The following is a 13,994-nucleotide window of genomic DNA, read 5'->3' as shown; positions in this document are numbered from 1 at the left end:
TCAGTTATTACTAAGTTATTGCATAAAAAATAATTATTGGATGTCGTTGTTTGTGCTATCTAGTTTTCAAGGAACAAGGCTACTACTTGAATCCGCCTAAGCTTCATCACTTCACCTGTTTTGAAAGAATAAATCATTCTTTCAAAACTAAACGAAACGCTCATGTAAGGTTGGTAACGTAAGTTACCTTCGTAATTCTCCATAGAAAGGAGGTGATCCAGCCGCACCTTCCGATACGGCTACCTTGTTACGACTTCACCCCAATCATTTGTCCCACCTTCGGCGGCTGGCTCCATAAAGGTTACCCCACCGACTTCGGGTGTTACAAACTCTCGTGGTGTGACGGGCGGTGTGTACAAGGCCCGGGAACGTATTCACCGCGGCATGCTGATCCGCGATTACTAGCAATTCCGGCTTCATGCAGGCGAGTTGCAGCCTGCAATCCGAACTGAGAACGGCTTTATGGGATTCGCTTCACCTCGCGGTGTTGCTGCCCTTTGTACCGTCCATTGTAGCACGTGTGTAGCCCAGGTCATAAGGGGCATGATGATTTGACGTCATCCCCACCTTCCTCCGGTTTGTCACCGGCAGTCACCTTAGAGTGCCCAACTGAATGCTGGCAACTAAGATCAAGGGTTGCGCTCGTTGCGGGACTTAACCCAACATCTCACGACACGAGCTGACGACAACCATGCACCACCTGTCACTCTGTCCCCCGAAGGGGAACATCCTGTCTCCAGGATTGTCAGAGGATGTCAAGACCTGGTAAGGTTCTTCGCGTTGCTTCGAATTAAACCACATGCTCCACTGCTTGTGCGGGCCCCCGTCAATTCCTTTGAGTTTCAACCTTGCGGTCGTACTCCCCAGGCGGAGTGCTTAATGTGTTAACTTCAGCACTGAGGGTGGAACCCCCCAACACCTAGCACTCATCGTTTACGGCGTGGACTACCAGGGTATCTAATCCTGTTTGCTCCCCACGCTTTCGCGCCTCAGCGTCAGTTACAGACCAGAGAGCCGCCTTCGCCACTGGTGTTCCTCCACATATCTACGCATTTCACCGCTACACGTGGAATTCCACTCTCCTCTTCTGCACTCAAGTCCTCCAGTTTCCAATGACCCTCCACGGTTGAGCCGTGGGCTTTCACATCAGACTTAAAAGACCGCCTGCGCGCGCTTTACGCCCAATAATTCCGGACAACGCTTGCCACCTACGTATTACCGCGGCTGCTGGCACGTAGTTAGCCGTGGCTTTCTGGTTAGGTACCGTCAAGGTACCGCCCTATTCGAACGGTACTTGTTCTTCCCTAACAACAGAGCTTTACGACCCGAAGGCCTTCGTCACTCACGCGGCGTTGCTCCGTCAGACTTTCGTCCATTGCGGAAGATTCCCTACTGCTGCCTCCCGTAGGAGTCTGGGCCGTGTCTCAGTCCCAGTGTGGCCGATCACCCTCTCAGGTCGGCTACGCATCGTCGCCTTGGTAAGCCATTACCTTACCAACTAGCTAATGCGCCGCGGGCCCATCCTACAGTGTTAGCTCGAAAGCCAACTTTCAACATTGCATCATGCGGTGCGATGTATTACCCGGTATTAGCTCCGGTTTCCCGGAGTTATCCCAGTCTGCAGGGCAGGTTGCCCACGTGTTACTCACCCGTCCGCCGCTAAGATCAGGGAGCAAGCTCCCATCTCTTCGCTCGACTTGCATGTATTAGGCACGCCGCCAGCGTTCGTCCTGAGCCAGGATCAAACTCTCCGATAGAAAGCTTAATCTAGCTTTAAAACAATGTTTTGTTTCCGTAGAAACAACTACTTACATGGCGTTTCGTTCAGTTTTCAAAGATCGATTTAATTCTATTAATCTCGGTGTTATTCTCCCGAGTGACAACTTCTATCTTACCAGCAACATTCATATAAGTCAATGTCTTTTTTTAAAACATTTTTGTATGTAATTTGTATGTAAGATGTTGTTTGTTTTTCGAAGTGACAAGAAACATCTTACCATGTGATAACAATGGCGTCAACCATTTATGGGAATTAATTTTCATCCCCCCTTCCTCATCAATGGAAGGGGGCAGTTTTATCCTGTAAGTACTTCTTCTTCAGGGTATCTTATTTTAGAAGTCTTCTTAGAAGCAAAGATGAAGGCAAGCGTCAGGGGACCAAGTTTACCAACCATCATGATGACAATAATTGTTACTTTTCCTATTCCATCTAGGCTGCCTGTTAATCCCATTGAAAGTCCTACTGTTCCAAATGCGGATACAACTTCAAATAAATTAACTAAAAAAGGAGATTCCTGCGTTAGTTCAAGAATAAAAACTCCGAGTATAACAACCCCTGTTGAAATCACAGTTATTGCAAGAGCTTTAATAATGATAGAGAAAGCGAGCGTTTTATGAAAAATGGTTACTTCGTTTTTACCTTTTAAAAAGGTATTAACTGAAAGGAGCATAGCGATGAAGGTAGTAAGCTTAATTCCACCTCCAGTAGAAGCACTTCCAGCCCCTATGAACATAAGACATATAATAAAAAAGAGAGAAGCTTCTTCCATACTACCGATATCTACCGTATTAAAACCTGCTGTTCGAGGAGTTACAGCCTGAAATAATGCAGCCCATCCTTTTCCTGGACCATTTAGTTGCCCAATTGTAGAAGTGTTATTCCACTCGAGCGTGATAATCACGATAAAAGCAAGTGCATTTATGATGATACTCCCTATTACCATCAATTTCGTATGAAGGGCCCATTCACGAAAATGCTTCTTATTCTTAAGATCGATTAAAACCGTGAAGCCAATTCCACCTAAGATAAACAAGAGAGTAATAACAATATTGATAACCGGATCTCCAACATATGAAGAAAGACTGTCTGACCAAATCGAGAAGCCAGCATTATTATAAGCTGAAATAGAATGGAAAATTGCTGCGTAAATTCCGCTTCCTACTCCGTATTCAGGTATCCACCTCGCCGAAAGAATAATGGCTCCAATCATTTCTATTATGATCGAAAATAAAAGTAGACTTCGAACGAGCTTAACAATGCCTCCCATTCCTTTTTGATTTAATGCCTGAGTAATTAAGAGCCTTTGAGAAACCCCTATTTTTTTCCCTATTAATAGAAAGATCACAACTGCAAATGACATAATGCCAAGCCCGCCAATTTGAATGAGTAACATGATAACAAGCTGACCAAAAATAGTATACACACTGCCCGTATCCACTACTACTAGACCAGTAACAGTGATAGCAGATATAGCCGTAAACCAGGCATCAAGCCAGCTAACTGAAGTAGTGGTTGCCTGTGGTAGCTTTAGAAGAAACGTTCCGATCGTACTAACAAATAGAAATAGAAGCAACAAAGCTCTAGGCGGATGCAGTAAAACCTTTTTGTATTTCAAGACATACCCCTCTTTCTTCTTTAAGAACAGCCTCGCAAACCCCTCGAAATATACTTTCCACATCAAAAGCGTTAAAACGATTCATTTATATAGAAGTAAACAAAAAGAAAAAACACAGGACAACTGTGTTTGACACGAAGATATAGCTCATTAAAATTCTTTTTTTACCACAGCCTGATGTTATTCTTAATCCCTATGCTATCGACACAATAAAGGATTTCTCAATATGATTGAAATAATAATACATCCAGATTACCCACAAGTAAAGAAAATCATTTAGCGTCGATCTGCTCAAAGTAAAGATGTTGGTGAAGCTTACATCCATCATTAAAGAGAGACTGACAGTATGGACAAATTGAGTTTGAAGAAATGTACTGTTGTATCGTTAGTTCTGACTTGCAATTCCCACAAAGTACAGCTTTTTCATCAACTTCGTGTTTGGGCCACTTTATAACAGAATGATCCGTTGTTTCTTCATGACAATAGATACATGGATAATATGTACCACAACATTTGAATTTAATCGCAATAATATCCCGTTTACTATAGTAATGTTGGCATCTAGTTTCATCATCTACAACTTTACCTTTTATAACAATCTCTTCAGATCCCATTTTATATCCCTCTCTAATTCCATCTTCTATTACGTATCATTCTATCATTATCTTCCATTGTCTAGAAAAATGATTAATTAACTGATAGATCATTTTTAATCACATGGTCGGTCATGCAAATTTTGCAAAAAGAAAAACCTTTTTTGTCTCTGACATTCGCAGTCATTTGTATAAGTTCATCAAGATTACCTGAACAAATCTTTTCAACTTTCGTTCGCACACCCGCGTCTTTTTGTCGCCATAACGTTCGACATGTGGCGATATGAATTTTATTATAATCAGGATCGCTCCCTTTAAAATGATTAAATACATATCCTTCTGGATTAGCACGATACCAGTTTAAATAACGTTCTTCATTTTCTTTGAAAATACCGATCATAGTCTAGCCTCCCACTTATTTATCACTAGACCATTTTCGTCGTTACACTCGCTCCCCCCTCTTTACAATTTATTACAGATGTCAGTCTTTTTTTAACTAAATGTAATTTATTTTCCGAAGAAGGCTTTTTACTAATCGGGTAACAAATAAAGATTGTAATATTCGACATGCAAAGAGTGAGATGAGTATCAATTTTTCATCTAACCTTCTTATAATAGTTTGATTCGTACTTATAGAAATTTAAAAGGCTCCGCTCTTATGCGGAACCTTTCGCTTTAGTGATGGAATATGGGCTTACTTTGGTGTGTTTTAATATTCTTCTTTAAATAAGGAACAATCCAACGATCAAGCCCGAACTTAGCTGCATTGTAACCAGCAATGAGCAATAATATTCCAAGAATGACCATCATTGGATTTGTACTTGTTGTGCCACTAAACAGGAAGGCAAAATTCATGATCACTCCCATAAGAGCGGCAAGTATTGTAAATGTTCCAAGTAGTAATCCTAGCCCAACAAAGAATTCGCCCCAAGGAATTAAAACATTAAAGAAATCGACATTTGGAATTGCTGTCGTTTCTAAGAATGTAGCCCACCACCCTTGAACTGCAGGATGCTCACCACTAGCGTTGGCTACCGCCCCCTGTAAGAAGCCATTTGCATCAAAACCATTAGTGATTTTTGTCCAACCAGATGTCACCCATTGATAACCAAGATATATTCGAATAAAAAAAAGTATACCAGCAGCTGCTTTATTTTCTCTTAGAAAATGAACAAACATCTCTCTCACTCCCCACTATTTATTCTTAACACACCTTTATTGTAAGGGAGCTTCTAAAAACATTATGTGAATTACATCACTATTAATCTAACTGTTTTATATAGTTACGATTCGGGTATGAAATAACTGGATAATTCAAATAGGACAGAATCTCTTCTATTCTATGCATAACTTTCGTCTCTTTTGAATTTTCTCTTATCGATTACACGATAGAAAAGTAATGCAAGACAACCAATTAAGGTCACGTACCCCATCACACTGTACAAAGTAGCACCAGAAGTTTCTTCAAAAATCATTCCTCCAAGCAATGAACCTAGTATGCCAGACAAACCAAAAAACACCGAAATAAATAACAAATGGCCTGTCGCCTGTAAATGCTCTGGAACTAATTTGGTCACGTATTGAAAGGCCGCAACGTAAAATACACCAAACGTTACGCCGTGAAAAACTTGAAGAAGTATCGCTGCTTGAGGTCCTCCAACGTAAGCTAACCCTATCCATCTGACAGCATAGATCAAACCTGCTATTAAGATAAAGACCACTTCATTAAAACGCCTAAACCAAAAATGACTTGTCGCAAATATGAGAGCTTCACTAGCAACTGCAACGAACCAGGCTAGTCCTATTTGAGATTCATTTCCACCAAGATCCGTGATATAAATCCCTATGAAACTGTCATTTGCTCGATGCGGAATGGTTAAAAACATGATTGTAATCAAAAAGAGTAGGAAGCGAGGATTCTTTCCAATCCGTATGGCATCCCATACAGTCACAGGTTTATTATGTGTTTTGACATCTGATACTCTCATAGCTGTAAAAAAAGCAAGCAAAATCATGAGCATAAAAGGAACCAAAATAAAAGCTATACCAAAAAAAGCAAAAAACTGACCAACTACTAAAGTTGAAACTGCAAAACCAATTGAACCCCAGGTTCGAATACTTCCAAAGTTTCTATTCACGCTAGCTGCTGTTTTAACAGCCAGACTATCACCAAGAGCCCCTGTTGGGGACATAAAAACATAGAACGCCGCAGCGGAGATGAGAATAAACACATAGTTATGGTTCGTTAGAAGAAAAATGCTAATGATGGCAACGCCAACTAACGTTACGAGTAGAACCTTTTTAATTGTTCCGAATTTATCGCTTATGTAACCCCAAAACGGTTGAGCCATTATGGCTGCAAGTGGTCCGATCGCTAGGATAGATCCAATTTTACTCTCAGACATACCACTTTGTTGAAAATATACTGGCATATAACTAATGATGATTGTATTTGCTCCATGAAAAAAGAACAAGAACAGACTAAGGAAAAAGACAGAGTCTCTTTTGGTCATCTTTTAAGCCGTCCTCCCTTGCTAAATGTGATGCGCTCAAAATACTTCTTCTAACTCTATAGTAAGTACAATTGAATTGCAATGCGCTTTCATTAGGATTGGTTCCATTATTATTACTATATTCTCCTACCTTATCAACCACTTCGAACGCCAAAAATTTCCAATCTATTACAAATATCGATCATAATTTGAAGGGGATACGCATATCTTGTAGAAATATCCAATTAGTACTAAGTTAAAATGCTGATTATGGGGGATTTCTATGAAAAATGGAAGCGAGCTACAAGAGCCGAATTTAGATATTATTTTTCACCATATTTCAGATCTTATTTTCCAAATTCGTGTGATCGATGTTCACCATTATGAAATCGAAGCTGTAAATGAAGCTTATCTAGCAAGTTATGAGACTTCCAAAGAAGCCATATCTGGGCGGAGAATCGAAGACTTTCTAGGGGTTGACCAAGGAATACAAGCGATTAAAAGATTCCAAGAAGCCATGATTCGTAAGAAAACCATTCAATTTGAAGAAGGTTATTCTTTCCCAAAACAGGGATACAAGCTATTTGATATTACACTAGTGCCACTTGTAGAAGAGGGGAATGTTTCGAGGATCATTGGAATTGCGAAAGATATTACCGAGAAAAGAATGAATGAAGAGCACCTCGCTCAATCCGAAAAGCTATCGATTGTTGGACAACTTGCAGCTGGGATCGCACACGAGCTTCGAAACCCGCTCACTTCTTTAAAGGGTTTCTTAAAATTAATACAGTTCAAAAACTCTGATCAAGACATTGATCGCTATGCCCAGGTGATGGATTCAGAATTTCATCGGATCGAACAGATTATCGATGAATTTCTTATTCTTGCAAAACCAACAAAAATTAATTTTAACTATAATCGAATCGATCTCATATTAGATGAAGTCATTGAATTGCTAAGTGGCCAGGCTAATATGAAAGCAATCATTCTAACAAAAGAGTACCACTCTTCTCTCCCAGAGATTTATTGTGAAAGTAATCAATTAAAACAAGTTTTTATTAATTTGATAAAAAATGCGATGGATGCTATCGGTGAAGAAGGAGAAATTACAATCTCAGCCCGAGAATGTAACGATAAATTACAAATTAGAATCATTGATAATGGTAGCGGAATCACAGATGAAGAGCTTGAGAAACTCGGCTCTCCGTTTTTCACTACCAAAAAGAACGGGACAGGACTTGGGCTTACGATATGCAAACGTATAGTAAAAAAACATAAAGGGAACTTAACTATCGAAAGTAATAAGGGGAAGGGCACGATCATTACGCTCACTTTTCCAAAGGGGGTTGGCAATTAACCCCCCTGTTATTCAGGGCCTTGCGTATGGCCCTTTTGCTTTGTATGCTCCTTTAACCATCTCTCTACCATATATAAAGCTTCTTTAGGTTTTTGCCAATGTAGAACATGACCTGTCTGTGGAATAGCATCAATCCTACATTCCCCTTTCACTTCATTCCGCATCACGTTTGCTGCATGCTTTCTATTAGTTTCATCTGCTACAGGAAGTGTTGCCCTTAGGAGATAGATAGGAACATTTACCATATGAAAAATTTCTTTGCATGGTTCTTGATAGAGGGACTTCATAATCGCTCTTACTGTACTACCACTAGCCCTTAAGGCTACGCCATTTTTCCTTTCCTCCATATCCCTATGTACCATTTGCTCTAAATACTTGCTCCACCTTCCGATTTCCATTTTCTTCTTTTGTTCATATTCTTCCAATTTTATGTAATGATTTTCTACCACCCATTGAGACATTTGTTCAAGAAGTTCTTCAAGCGTTAGTGACGGATCATCAGAAGAATGAAGATAACCACCATCAATCATCACGATACCTTTTACCATTTTAGAGAATTGACTACTATAATGAAGTGCCAGGGCAGCTCCCCACGAATGCCCAATGAGCCAGACTGGTACGTCACTTAATGATGTACCAACCTTATGAAGCCACTCTGTTAGAAATTCAAAAGAATAACTCTTATCTTCATTAAATGGAGGCGTCTCACCATGGCCTGGTAGATCAATCGAGATTAAATGAAAGTAATCCTTAAGACCTTCTGCCATCTCACTAAAACCAAGTGCATTGTTCGTTAAACCGTGAAGAAGAATGACAGTTGGCTGACTCCTATCTCCCCATTCAAAACCATGAACATAACTGCCATCTATTTCTATTATGATTTTTTTCATTTCACTTTTCCTTTAAACTATGACTTACTTCATATATTCGACTAGCAGGATTCATTCCCTCTCTCTCGAAATGAGTCTGATAGGAAAATCAAATTGAGATGGAGGTAATCAATGGAAATCAGAAAAGCGGTCGTAGATGATGCTTTAGCGATAGCAAATGTTCATGTAAACAGCTGGAGAACGACTTACCGTACGCTTATCTCAGAAGACTATTTGAATTCATTAGACGTTCAAATACGCGAGGCTCGTTGGCGGAAAGGAATTGAAAATGGAAGTATTATCCTTGTGGCAGTCGAAGAAGGGGAAATAATAGGATTTGCGAATGGCGGAAAAAACAGATCAGCTGCTTACAAATTCGATGGAGAACTTTATGCGATATACCTTCTTGAAGAAGCACAGGGAAAGGGAGTTGGCAAACAACTCCTGTGCTCGGTAGCTAAACATCTTAGAAGCGAATCTTATCAGTCTATGCTTGTTTGGGTACTGAACGGAAACCCAGCTTCTCAATTCTACGAAAGTTTTCATCCACTTCAAATTGCCGTGGAAGAAACAGAAATTGCAGGTAAGACATTTAAAGAAACCGGATTTGGTTGGAAAGACCTGAATGAATTAATTGGATTTTGTAGCTAAAGGTATTGAAGAAACATCAAAAATGATGGCCGTGATTGCTCACGGCCCTTTTTCACTTCACACTTTCTTTTTCTTCATATGGATGGGCTACCCATCCTGATGGATCGATGAAAAGGCGAACGGCTACAACTTGCCGATCATCCATTAATGTAAAGAAGTGTGGTGTATCAACCGGTACAGAAATCACGTCACCCGGATCGAGCTCAACATCAAAATACCCCACGCTACCTTTAATGATAAAAATCCCATGTCCCGCCGTTATCGCTCTTACTTCGTCCTCAGTATGCACATGAACCTGTTCAAACTTTTTCAGAATCTTATCAAGATCAGGCGTTTGTTCAGAAAGTGCCACCACATCCCAGCTTCCATATCCATTTCGCTTAGCTAGAGAACGAATGTCATCATCAAATACACTCAGAATTTCATTTTTCTGTTCCTCTGTAACATGACAATTTCCCTTAAGAGACGTCGGTAGCTTCTCAACATCCCAGTGTTCATATAACACTCCTTCATTCTGAAGAAATGCCTCTACTCGATCTTGACCATCAATAACTTCATTTGTATTTCGTATTTTAATTACTGCCATTAATGCTTCCTCCTTTTTTGTTAAGCTAATGAAACTTTGTTGATTAACTTACAATTGCTTGAAAGCTTCGTAACTTAAGATGATATTCAAAAAGGAATTCAAATGCTTCCAGATATTTTTTTGCTTCAAAACCATTACGTCCCCATACCGTAATCCCATGGTTTCGCATCAAAATGGCTTTCGTGTCATTCTTAAGCACGTGCACCACATCATGAGCTAGTAGAGAAAGATCAGCTGAATTATCGATAATCGGTACTGTCACTTTGTCATTCTGTCCCCATAAACCAAAAGCTTTAACTAACTCAAGTCCTTGAAACGTAACTTCTCCTTCTCCCGCAAAAAGTTCAGATATAACATTATTTTCAACTGTATGCACGTGTAAGCAACAGCCTGCATCTGTCTTTGAATAGATCGCCTGATGAATAATGGTCTCTGCTGATGGTTTCAATAGAGTCTCTTCAATCGGCTTCCCTTGTCTATCCACTAGAATGAAATCTTCTTTTGTTCGTTTTCTTTTATCCTTTCCACTAGCCGTTACTAAAAATTGAAGCGGCGAATCACTTACCTTAATTGAAAGATTTCCACTTGTTCCACGGAACCAATCTCTTGCTGCTAATTCATCTTTAATATCAGCAAGTTCGTTCCATCGATTCTCCACTTGGCACATGATTCTTCCCCCTTTCTTCAGTTAACTTTTCGACGATATCATCAAACGTTTCAAATAAAACGGCTGGAATGCCAAGTTCTTGACACTTCTCCGCTAAAAAGTCTCTAGCAAACACAAAATCTGCTTGCTTTGAAGCTTCTAAATCGGTAATAGAATCTCCAATCACAATTTTTCGGTTAGCCTTTTTATCAAAACGATTTAATATACCTGGCTTGCAACAACCGCAATCTTTCGTACAATCGTCTCCACAGGCATACGGCCAAGTTATTGAGATGGTATCAGTAGTAAAATCACTGCCATTACAGAAGATATTTTCTTCTGGAATACCGTATGGCTTAAGAAGAGGGTAAATAAAGAAATCGATCCCTCCACTGACGATATAGAGCTCGATCCCTTCTTGCCTCGTGTAGTCTACGAATTCGCTAAAACCCTGTCTGATTTCAGTTGTAGCTACTAAATAATCGAGTAATTCCTGTTTCAATTTGGAAGGGATTAAGTGAAACATCCTTCCGACCCCTTCACGAATGGAAATATTTTGAGCGAGCACATCATCTTTTATTTGCTCCCACTCTTTCGGAGCAAATCGTTTCATCAGGGAAACGATATTATCACTTTTCGTAATGGTGCCATCAAAATCGCAAAAAATAATCGGCTGCTTCATCGCACTACCTCCCCGCTCCCCCACTTTGTAAGAGCCTGATGAAGTTCCTCACTATTTTGAGAGGCCTGTTCAAGAGGTTGCTCTGTTAAAACAGCTTGAATGGCATCTCGGAAAGCTTTTCCGCCTGCAGCTGCTCCACCGGGATGCCCGTGCACCCCGCCTCCCGCATTAATAACACTGTCTATACCGAAATCTTTTATAAGGTACGGTACTAGTCCAGGATGAATGCCCGCTGAAGGAACAGGGAATGTTCTTTTCAGCTTATTATTTCTCGTTAAGGCTTCTGCTGTTGCGAGCGCCTCTCTTCGATCAAGCGCTACACTCCCATAAGGCGAAGGGAAAAGGGAAAAGTCTGCCCCAGCAGTTCGAAGCAACTTTCCAAGTAATAGGGAGTAACTTACCCCATGTGTGCTTGAGGCAGCCATTGCACCAGAGAATGCAGGGTGTGCCATGATTGGAACCGGAATATCCGGGTCCTCTGAAAGTGATTGCAATGCATCTAGTCCATATGTAAAAACATTAAACAGAAGCGCATCTGCTCCTAATTCCACAGCAAGCTTTGCTCGATTACTGAGGTTTGCCGTTCTTCCTGTTAAATTCACTGCGTAACGCGTTCGCTTTCCTGTCAATTCAGCCGTTTCATCCAGCATTTTTCGTAAGGCGGGTACTCGCTTTTCAAGAGGGGTTAACTCATTTTCAAAAAGGATTTCATCGTCCTTCACAAAATCGACTCGACCAAGCGCCTGCTGTTTCATTTGTTCCTGCAATTCGCCTAACGGTTTTCCAATAACTCCTTTGAAAATACTCATAACGAGCGGTCGATCGTATACTTCTGTAAGATTTCGAATACCGTCTATTCCATATGCTGGACCTGGGAATTGATTTAGTAACCCTGCAGAGAACTCTAAATCAACCAGCTTAATTTCACCATCAAGTGAAAGCTTACCGATGACTGTTGTTAAAATCGCAGGTAGATCCGCACTGAAATTGATGGTGGGGTAAGCAATCGCGATGATGCCCTTTTCCCCTTTTTCCTCTACGTGAACGACTTCACCCTTATGCTTCTTTAACTGCTTTTTTTCTAATAACGGTAGATTGGTCCAAGTCCCAATCGTTAATCCAAGGGCGATCGCTTCAGCGCGCTTAGATAATTGTTGGTCATTCTTAACAAGGTAAGTTGCCACAAGATGACTCATCATGCTCATTCCTTTCCATCGCGCTAGTCCTCAATCTTTGATCATACAAAAAAGACCCCTTCACGAGGAAGAGGTCGTTATCACCATGCTCTTCCTCTTATCTTCCAGCTTTTGCTGCGAGAATTAGCACCGTGTCTTCAAGTAACCTTGAAAATCGGTTGCCGGGCTTCAAAGGGCTCGTCCCTCCACCTCTCTGGATAAGAGTATGCAACTATTCGTTTAAGTAATTGATTCGAATTATGCCAGACGTAGGAAATCCTGTCAATCTATTTTTTTACTTTTCTGAATCAAAAGAGATTAAGAGAATTAATTCGTTCAACTGCCTCCCTGAGTTTCTCTTCGGAAGTTAATAAGCCTACTCTCACATAGCCTTCCCCATACTCTCCAAAGCCGTTCCCAGGCGCAACTACAATTTGAACATTCTCAAGCAAGTAGTCCGCAAATCCCTCTGAAGTAAATGATTCAGGTACTTTTAACCAGGAAAAAAATGACCCCGCAGGAGAAGTTACATCCCAGCCAATATCGTGAAGCCCCTGTATCAATACATTCCGTCTAGATTCGTACGTTTGGCGAAGGTTCTCAACACATTCCTGTGAACCTAGTAAGGCTTCTGCAGCTGCTTCTTGCACTGCACTAAACAAACTAACGTAGAAATGATCCTGAAGCAGGTTGATGCTTTCCACTACAGATGGGTTTCCGACAGCGAACCCAACACGCCATCCTGCCATATTATACGTTTTGGAAAGAGTATAAATCTCAATTCCCACATCTTTAGCACCTTCTGTTTCCAAAAAGCTTTTAGGACGTTCTCCATCGAATCCGATCGCTCCATAAGCAAAATCATGAACGACACAGATGTCATTGGCATCCGCAAACCTAACCGTTTCATCAAAAAAGCTTTTCGTTGCTACAGCAGCGGTAGGATTGTTTGGATAATTTAAAAACATGAGCTTTGCTTTTGCAAGAGCACTCTCTGGGATCGCGCTATAATCAGGCAGAAAATCATTTTGTTCAAGTAACGGCATCATCTGCATATCCGCTTCAGCCATTGCAACTCCAGACCAATAATCAGGATAGCCAGGATCTGGCACGAGCGCCACGTCACTTTTATTTAACAAACATTGACTGACTTCTACAAGGCCAGCTTTTCCACCAAAGAGGACGGCTACCTCTTTCTCCGGATCAAGCTCAACACCAAACTCTCGCTTATAGAATTCAGCCGCGGCTTGTTTCAGAAAAGGCTGCCCCCTAAATGGCGGATACTTGTGGTATGCAGGGTTTTCAGCTGCCTGCTGCAAAGACTCGATAATATGTGCAGGCGTCGGCTGGTCAGGATTTCCTTGGCCAAGGTTAATAATGTCATATCCCGCCTCTACATAACGGTTCACTTTTCCAGCAAGCTTCGCAAAAAATTGTTCTGGTAAACGTTTAAGTGCATCTGAAGTTTGAAATTGTTTCAAATGGAATCACATCCTGTTAAAATTTTCGAGAAATTCTAATAAGTTATGTTATCTTGGATACACAACC

Annotated in this window: 14 protein-coding genes, 1 rRNA gene and 1 riboswitch; of the genes, 2 read left to right on the top strand and 13 right to left on the bottom strand. The window is 40.8% G+C overall.

The window, feature by feature from the left end; genetic code table 11:
* Positions 1–59 precede the first annotated feature (59 nt).
* From AC0VYO_RS03915 to AC0VYO_RS03885, 7 genes are all read right to left on the bottom strand, one after another.
* Entirely contained in the window at positions 60–203 is a 144-nt protein-coding gene (locus AC0VYO_RS03915; RefSeq protein ID WP_194220318.1) for a hypothetical protein, read from the bottom strand.
* 2 nt (positions 204–205) lie between these two features.
* Positions 206–1,757, bottom strand: a 16S ribosomal RNA gene (locus tag AC0VYO_RS03910).
* Between the two features lie 318 nt (positions 1,758–2,075).
* Entirely contained in the window at positions 2,076–3,395 is a 1,320-nt protein-coding gene (locus AC0VYO_RS03905) for a TrkH family potassium uptake protein (RefSeq protein WP_283152936.1), read from the bottom strand.
* A 272-nt stretch (positions 3,396–3,667) separates the two neighbouring features.
* Complete coding sequence (locus tag AC0VYO_RS03900) at positions 3,668–4,009, bottom strand: CHY zinc finger protein (RefSeq protein ID WP_475366602.1); 342 nt, start codon at positions 4,007–4,009, stop codon at positions 3,668–3,670.
* Between the two features lie 73 nt (positions 4,010–4,082).
* The gene (locus AC0VYO_RS03895; protein ID WP_475366601.1) at positions 4,083–4,388 is read right to left on the bottom strand and encodes a hypothetical protein; all 306 of its coding nucleotides are present in this window, start codon (positions 4,386–4,388) and stop codon (positions 4,083–4,085) included.
* Positions 4,389–4,663: 275 nt separating this feature from the next.
* The gene (locus AC0VYO_RS03890) at positions 4,664–5,167 is read right to left on the bottom strand and encodes a DoxX family protein (RefSeq protein WP_475368431.1); all 504 of its coding nucleotides are present in this window, start codon (positions 5,165–5,167) and stop codon (positions 4,664–4,666) included.
* 161 nt (positions 5,168–5,328) lie between these two features.
* Entirely contained in the window at positions 5,329–6,501 is a 1,173-nt protein-coding gene (locus AC0VYO_RS03885; protein WP_475368430.1) for an MFS transporter, read from the bottom strand.
* A 262-nt stretch (positions 6,502–6,763) separates the two neighbouring features.
* On the opposite strand from AC0VYO_RS03885, the gene AC0VYO_RS03880 reads away from it, so the two are divergent.
* Complete coding sequence (locus tag AC0VYO_RS03880; protein WP_475368429.1) at positions 6,764–7,837, top strand: ATP-binding protein; 1,074 nt, start codon at positions 6,764–6,766, stop codon at positions 7,835–7,837.
* 8 nt (positions 7,838–7,845) lie between these two features.
* Here the strand turns inward: AC0VYO_RS03880 and AC0VYO_RS03875 are convergent, their stop codons facing one another.
* Positions 7,846–8,727 (bottom strand): alpha/beta fold hydrolase, encoded by an 882-nt coding sequence (locus AC0VYO_RS03875; protein WP_475368428.1) that lies wholly within the window; start codon positions 8,725–8,727, stop codon positions 7,846–7,848.
* 111 nt (positions 8,728–8,838) lie between these two features.
* Between AC0VYO_RS03875 and AC0VYO_RS03870 the strand changes: the two genes are divergently transcribed.
* Positions 8,839–9,357: an N-acetyltransferase family protein gene (locus AC0VYO_RS03870; protein ID WP_475368427.1), complete on the top strand. Its 519-nt coding sequence runs from the start codon at positions 8,839–8,841 to the stop codon at positions 9,355–9,357.
* 52 nt (positions 9,358–9,409) lie between these two features.
* Here the strand turns inward: AC0VYO_RS03870 and AC0VYO_RS03865 are convergent, their stop codons facing one another.
* The 5 genes from AC0VYO_RS03865 to AC0VYO_RS03845 form a co-directional block, all read right to left on the bottom strand.
* A complete protein-coding gene (locus tag AC0VYO_RS03865; RefSeq protein ID WP_475368426.1) occupies positions 9,410–9,943 on the bottom strand; it encodes an acireductone dioxygenase in 534 nt (177 codons plus the stop codon).
* A gap of 43 nt (positions 9,944–9,986) precedes the next feature.
* Entirely contained in the window at positions 9,987–10,610 is a 624-nt protein-coding gene (locus AC0VYO_RS03860; protein WP_475368425.1) for a methylthioribulose 1-phosphate dehydratase, read from the bottom strand.
* The gene (locus tag AC0VYO_RS03855; RefSeq protein ID WP_475366595.1) at positions 10,573–11,271 is read right to left on the bottom strand and encodes a 2-hydroxy-3-keto-5-methylthiopentenyl-1-phosphate phosphatase; all 699 of its coding nucleotides are present in this window, start codon (positions 11,269–11,271) and stop codon (positions 10,573–10,575) included. The genes AC0VYO_RS03860 and AC0VYO_RS03855 overlap by 38 nt, the downstream gene beginning before the upstream one ends.
* Positions 11,268–12,467 (bottom strand): 2,3-diketo-5-methylthiopentyl-1-phosphate enolase, encoded by a 1,200-nt coding sequence (locus tag AC0VYO_RS03850; RefSeq protein ID WP_475368424.1) that lies wholly within the window; start codon positions 12,465–12,467, stop codon positions 11,268–11,270. The genes AC0VYO_RS03855 and AC0VYO_RS03850 overlap by 4 nt, the downstream gene beginning before the upstream one ends.
* Positions 12,468–12,561: 94 nt before the next feature.
* Positions 12,562–12,671: riboswitch (SAM riboswitch) on the bottom strand.
* An 83-nt stretch (positions 12,672–12,754) separates the two neighbouring features.
* Positions 12,755–13,927 (bottom strand): aminotransferase class I/II-fold pyridoxal phosphate-dependent enzyme, encoded by a 1,173-nt coding sequence (locus tag AC0VYO_RS03845; RefSeq protein ID WP_475368423.1) that lies wholly within the window; start codon positions 13,925–13,927, stop codon positions 12,755–12,757.
* Positions 13,928–13,994 lie beyond the last annotated feature (67 nt).

The sequence above is a fragment of the Anaerobacillus sp. 63XJN7_4_ISO-PGPR-S23-413 genome (genome assembly GCF_056173725.1).
The sequence above is the reverse complement of the archived record's forward strand: the minus strand, read 5'-3'. Positions and strand labels throughout refer to the sequence as shown.

Coding starts and splice junctions, on each gene's coding strand:
- AC0VYO_RS03915 (WP_194220318.1), bottom strand. CDS start 203: ATGGAGAATTACGAAGGTAACTTACGTTACCAACCTTACATGAGCGTT.
- AC0VYO_RS03900 (WP_475366602.1), bottom strand. CDS start 4,009: ATGGGATCTGAAGAGATTGTTATAAAAGGTAAAGTTGTAGATGATGAA.
- AC0VYO_RS03895 (WP_475366601.1), bottom strand. CDS start 4,388: ATGATCGGTATTTTCAAAGAAAATGAAGAACGTTATTTAAACTGGTAT.
- AC0VYO_RS03890 (WP_475368431.1), bottom strand. CDS start 5,167: ATGTTTGTTCATTTTCTAAGAGAAAATAAAGCAGCTGCTGGTATACTT.
- AC0VYO_RS03885 (WP_475368430.1), bottom strand. CDS start 6,501: ATGACCAAAAGAGACTCTGTCTTTTTCCTTAGTCTGTTCTTGTTCTTT.
- AC0VYO_RS03880 (WP_475368429.1), top strand. CDS start 6,764: ATGAAAAATGGAAGCGAGCTACAAGAGCCGAATTTAGATATTATTTTT.
- AC0VYO_RS03875 (WP_475368428.1), bottom strand. CDS start 8,727: ATGAAAAAAATCATAATAGAAATAGATGGCAGTTATGTTCATGGTTTT.
- AC0VYO_RS03870 (WP_475368427.1), top strand. CDS start 8,839: ATGGAAATCAGAAAAGCGGTCGTAGATGATGCTTTAGCGATAGCAAAT.
- AC0VYO_RS03865 (WP_475368426.1), bottom strand. CDS start 9,943: ATGGCAGTAATTAAAATACGAAATACAAATGAAGTTATTGATGGTCAA.
- AC0VYO_RS03860 (WP_475368425.1), bottom strand. CDS start 10,610: ATGTGCCAAGTGGAGAATCGATGGAACGAACTTGCTGATATTAAAGAT.
- AC0VYO_RS03855 (WP_475366595.1), bottom strand. CDS start 11,271: ATGAAGCAGCCGATTATTTTTTGCGATTTTGATGGCACCATTACGAAA.
- AC0VYO_RS03850 (WP_475368424.1), bottom strand. CDS start 12,467: ATGAGTCATCTTGTGGCAACTTACCTTGTTAAGAATGACCAACAATTA.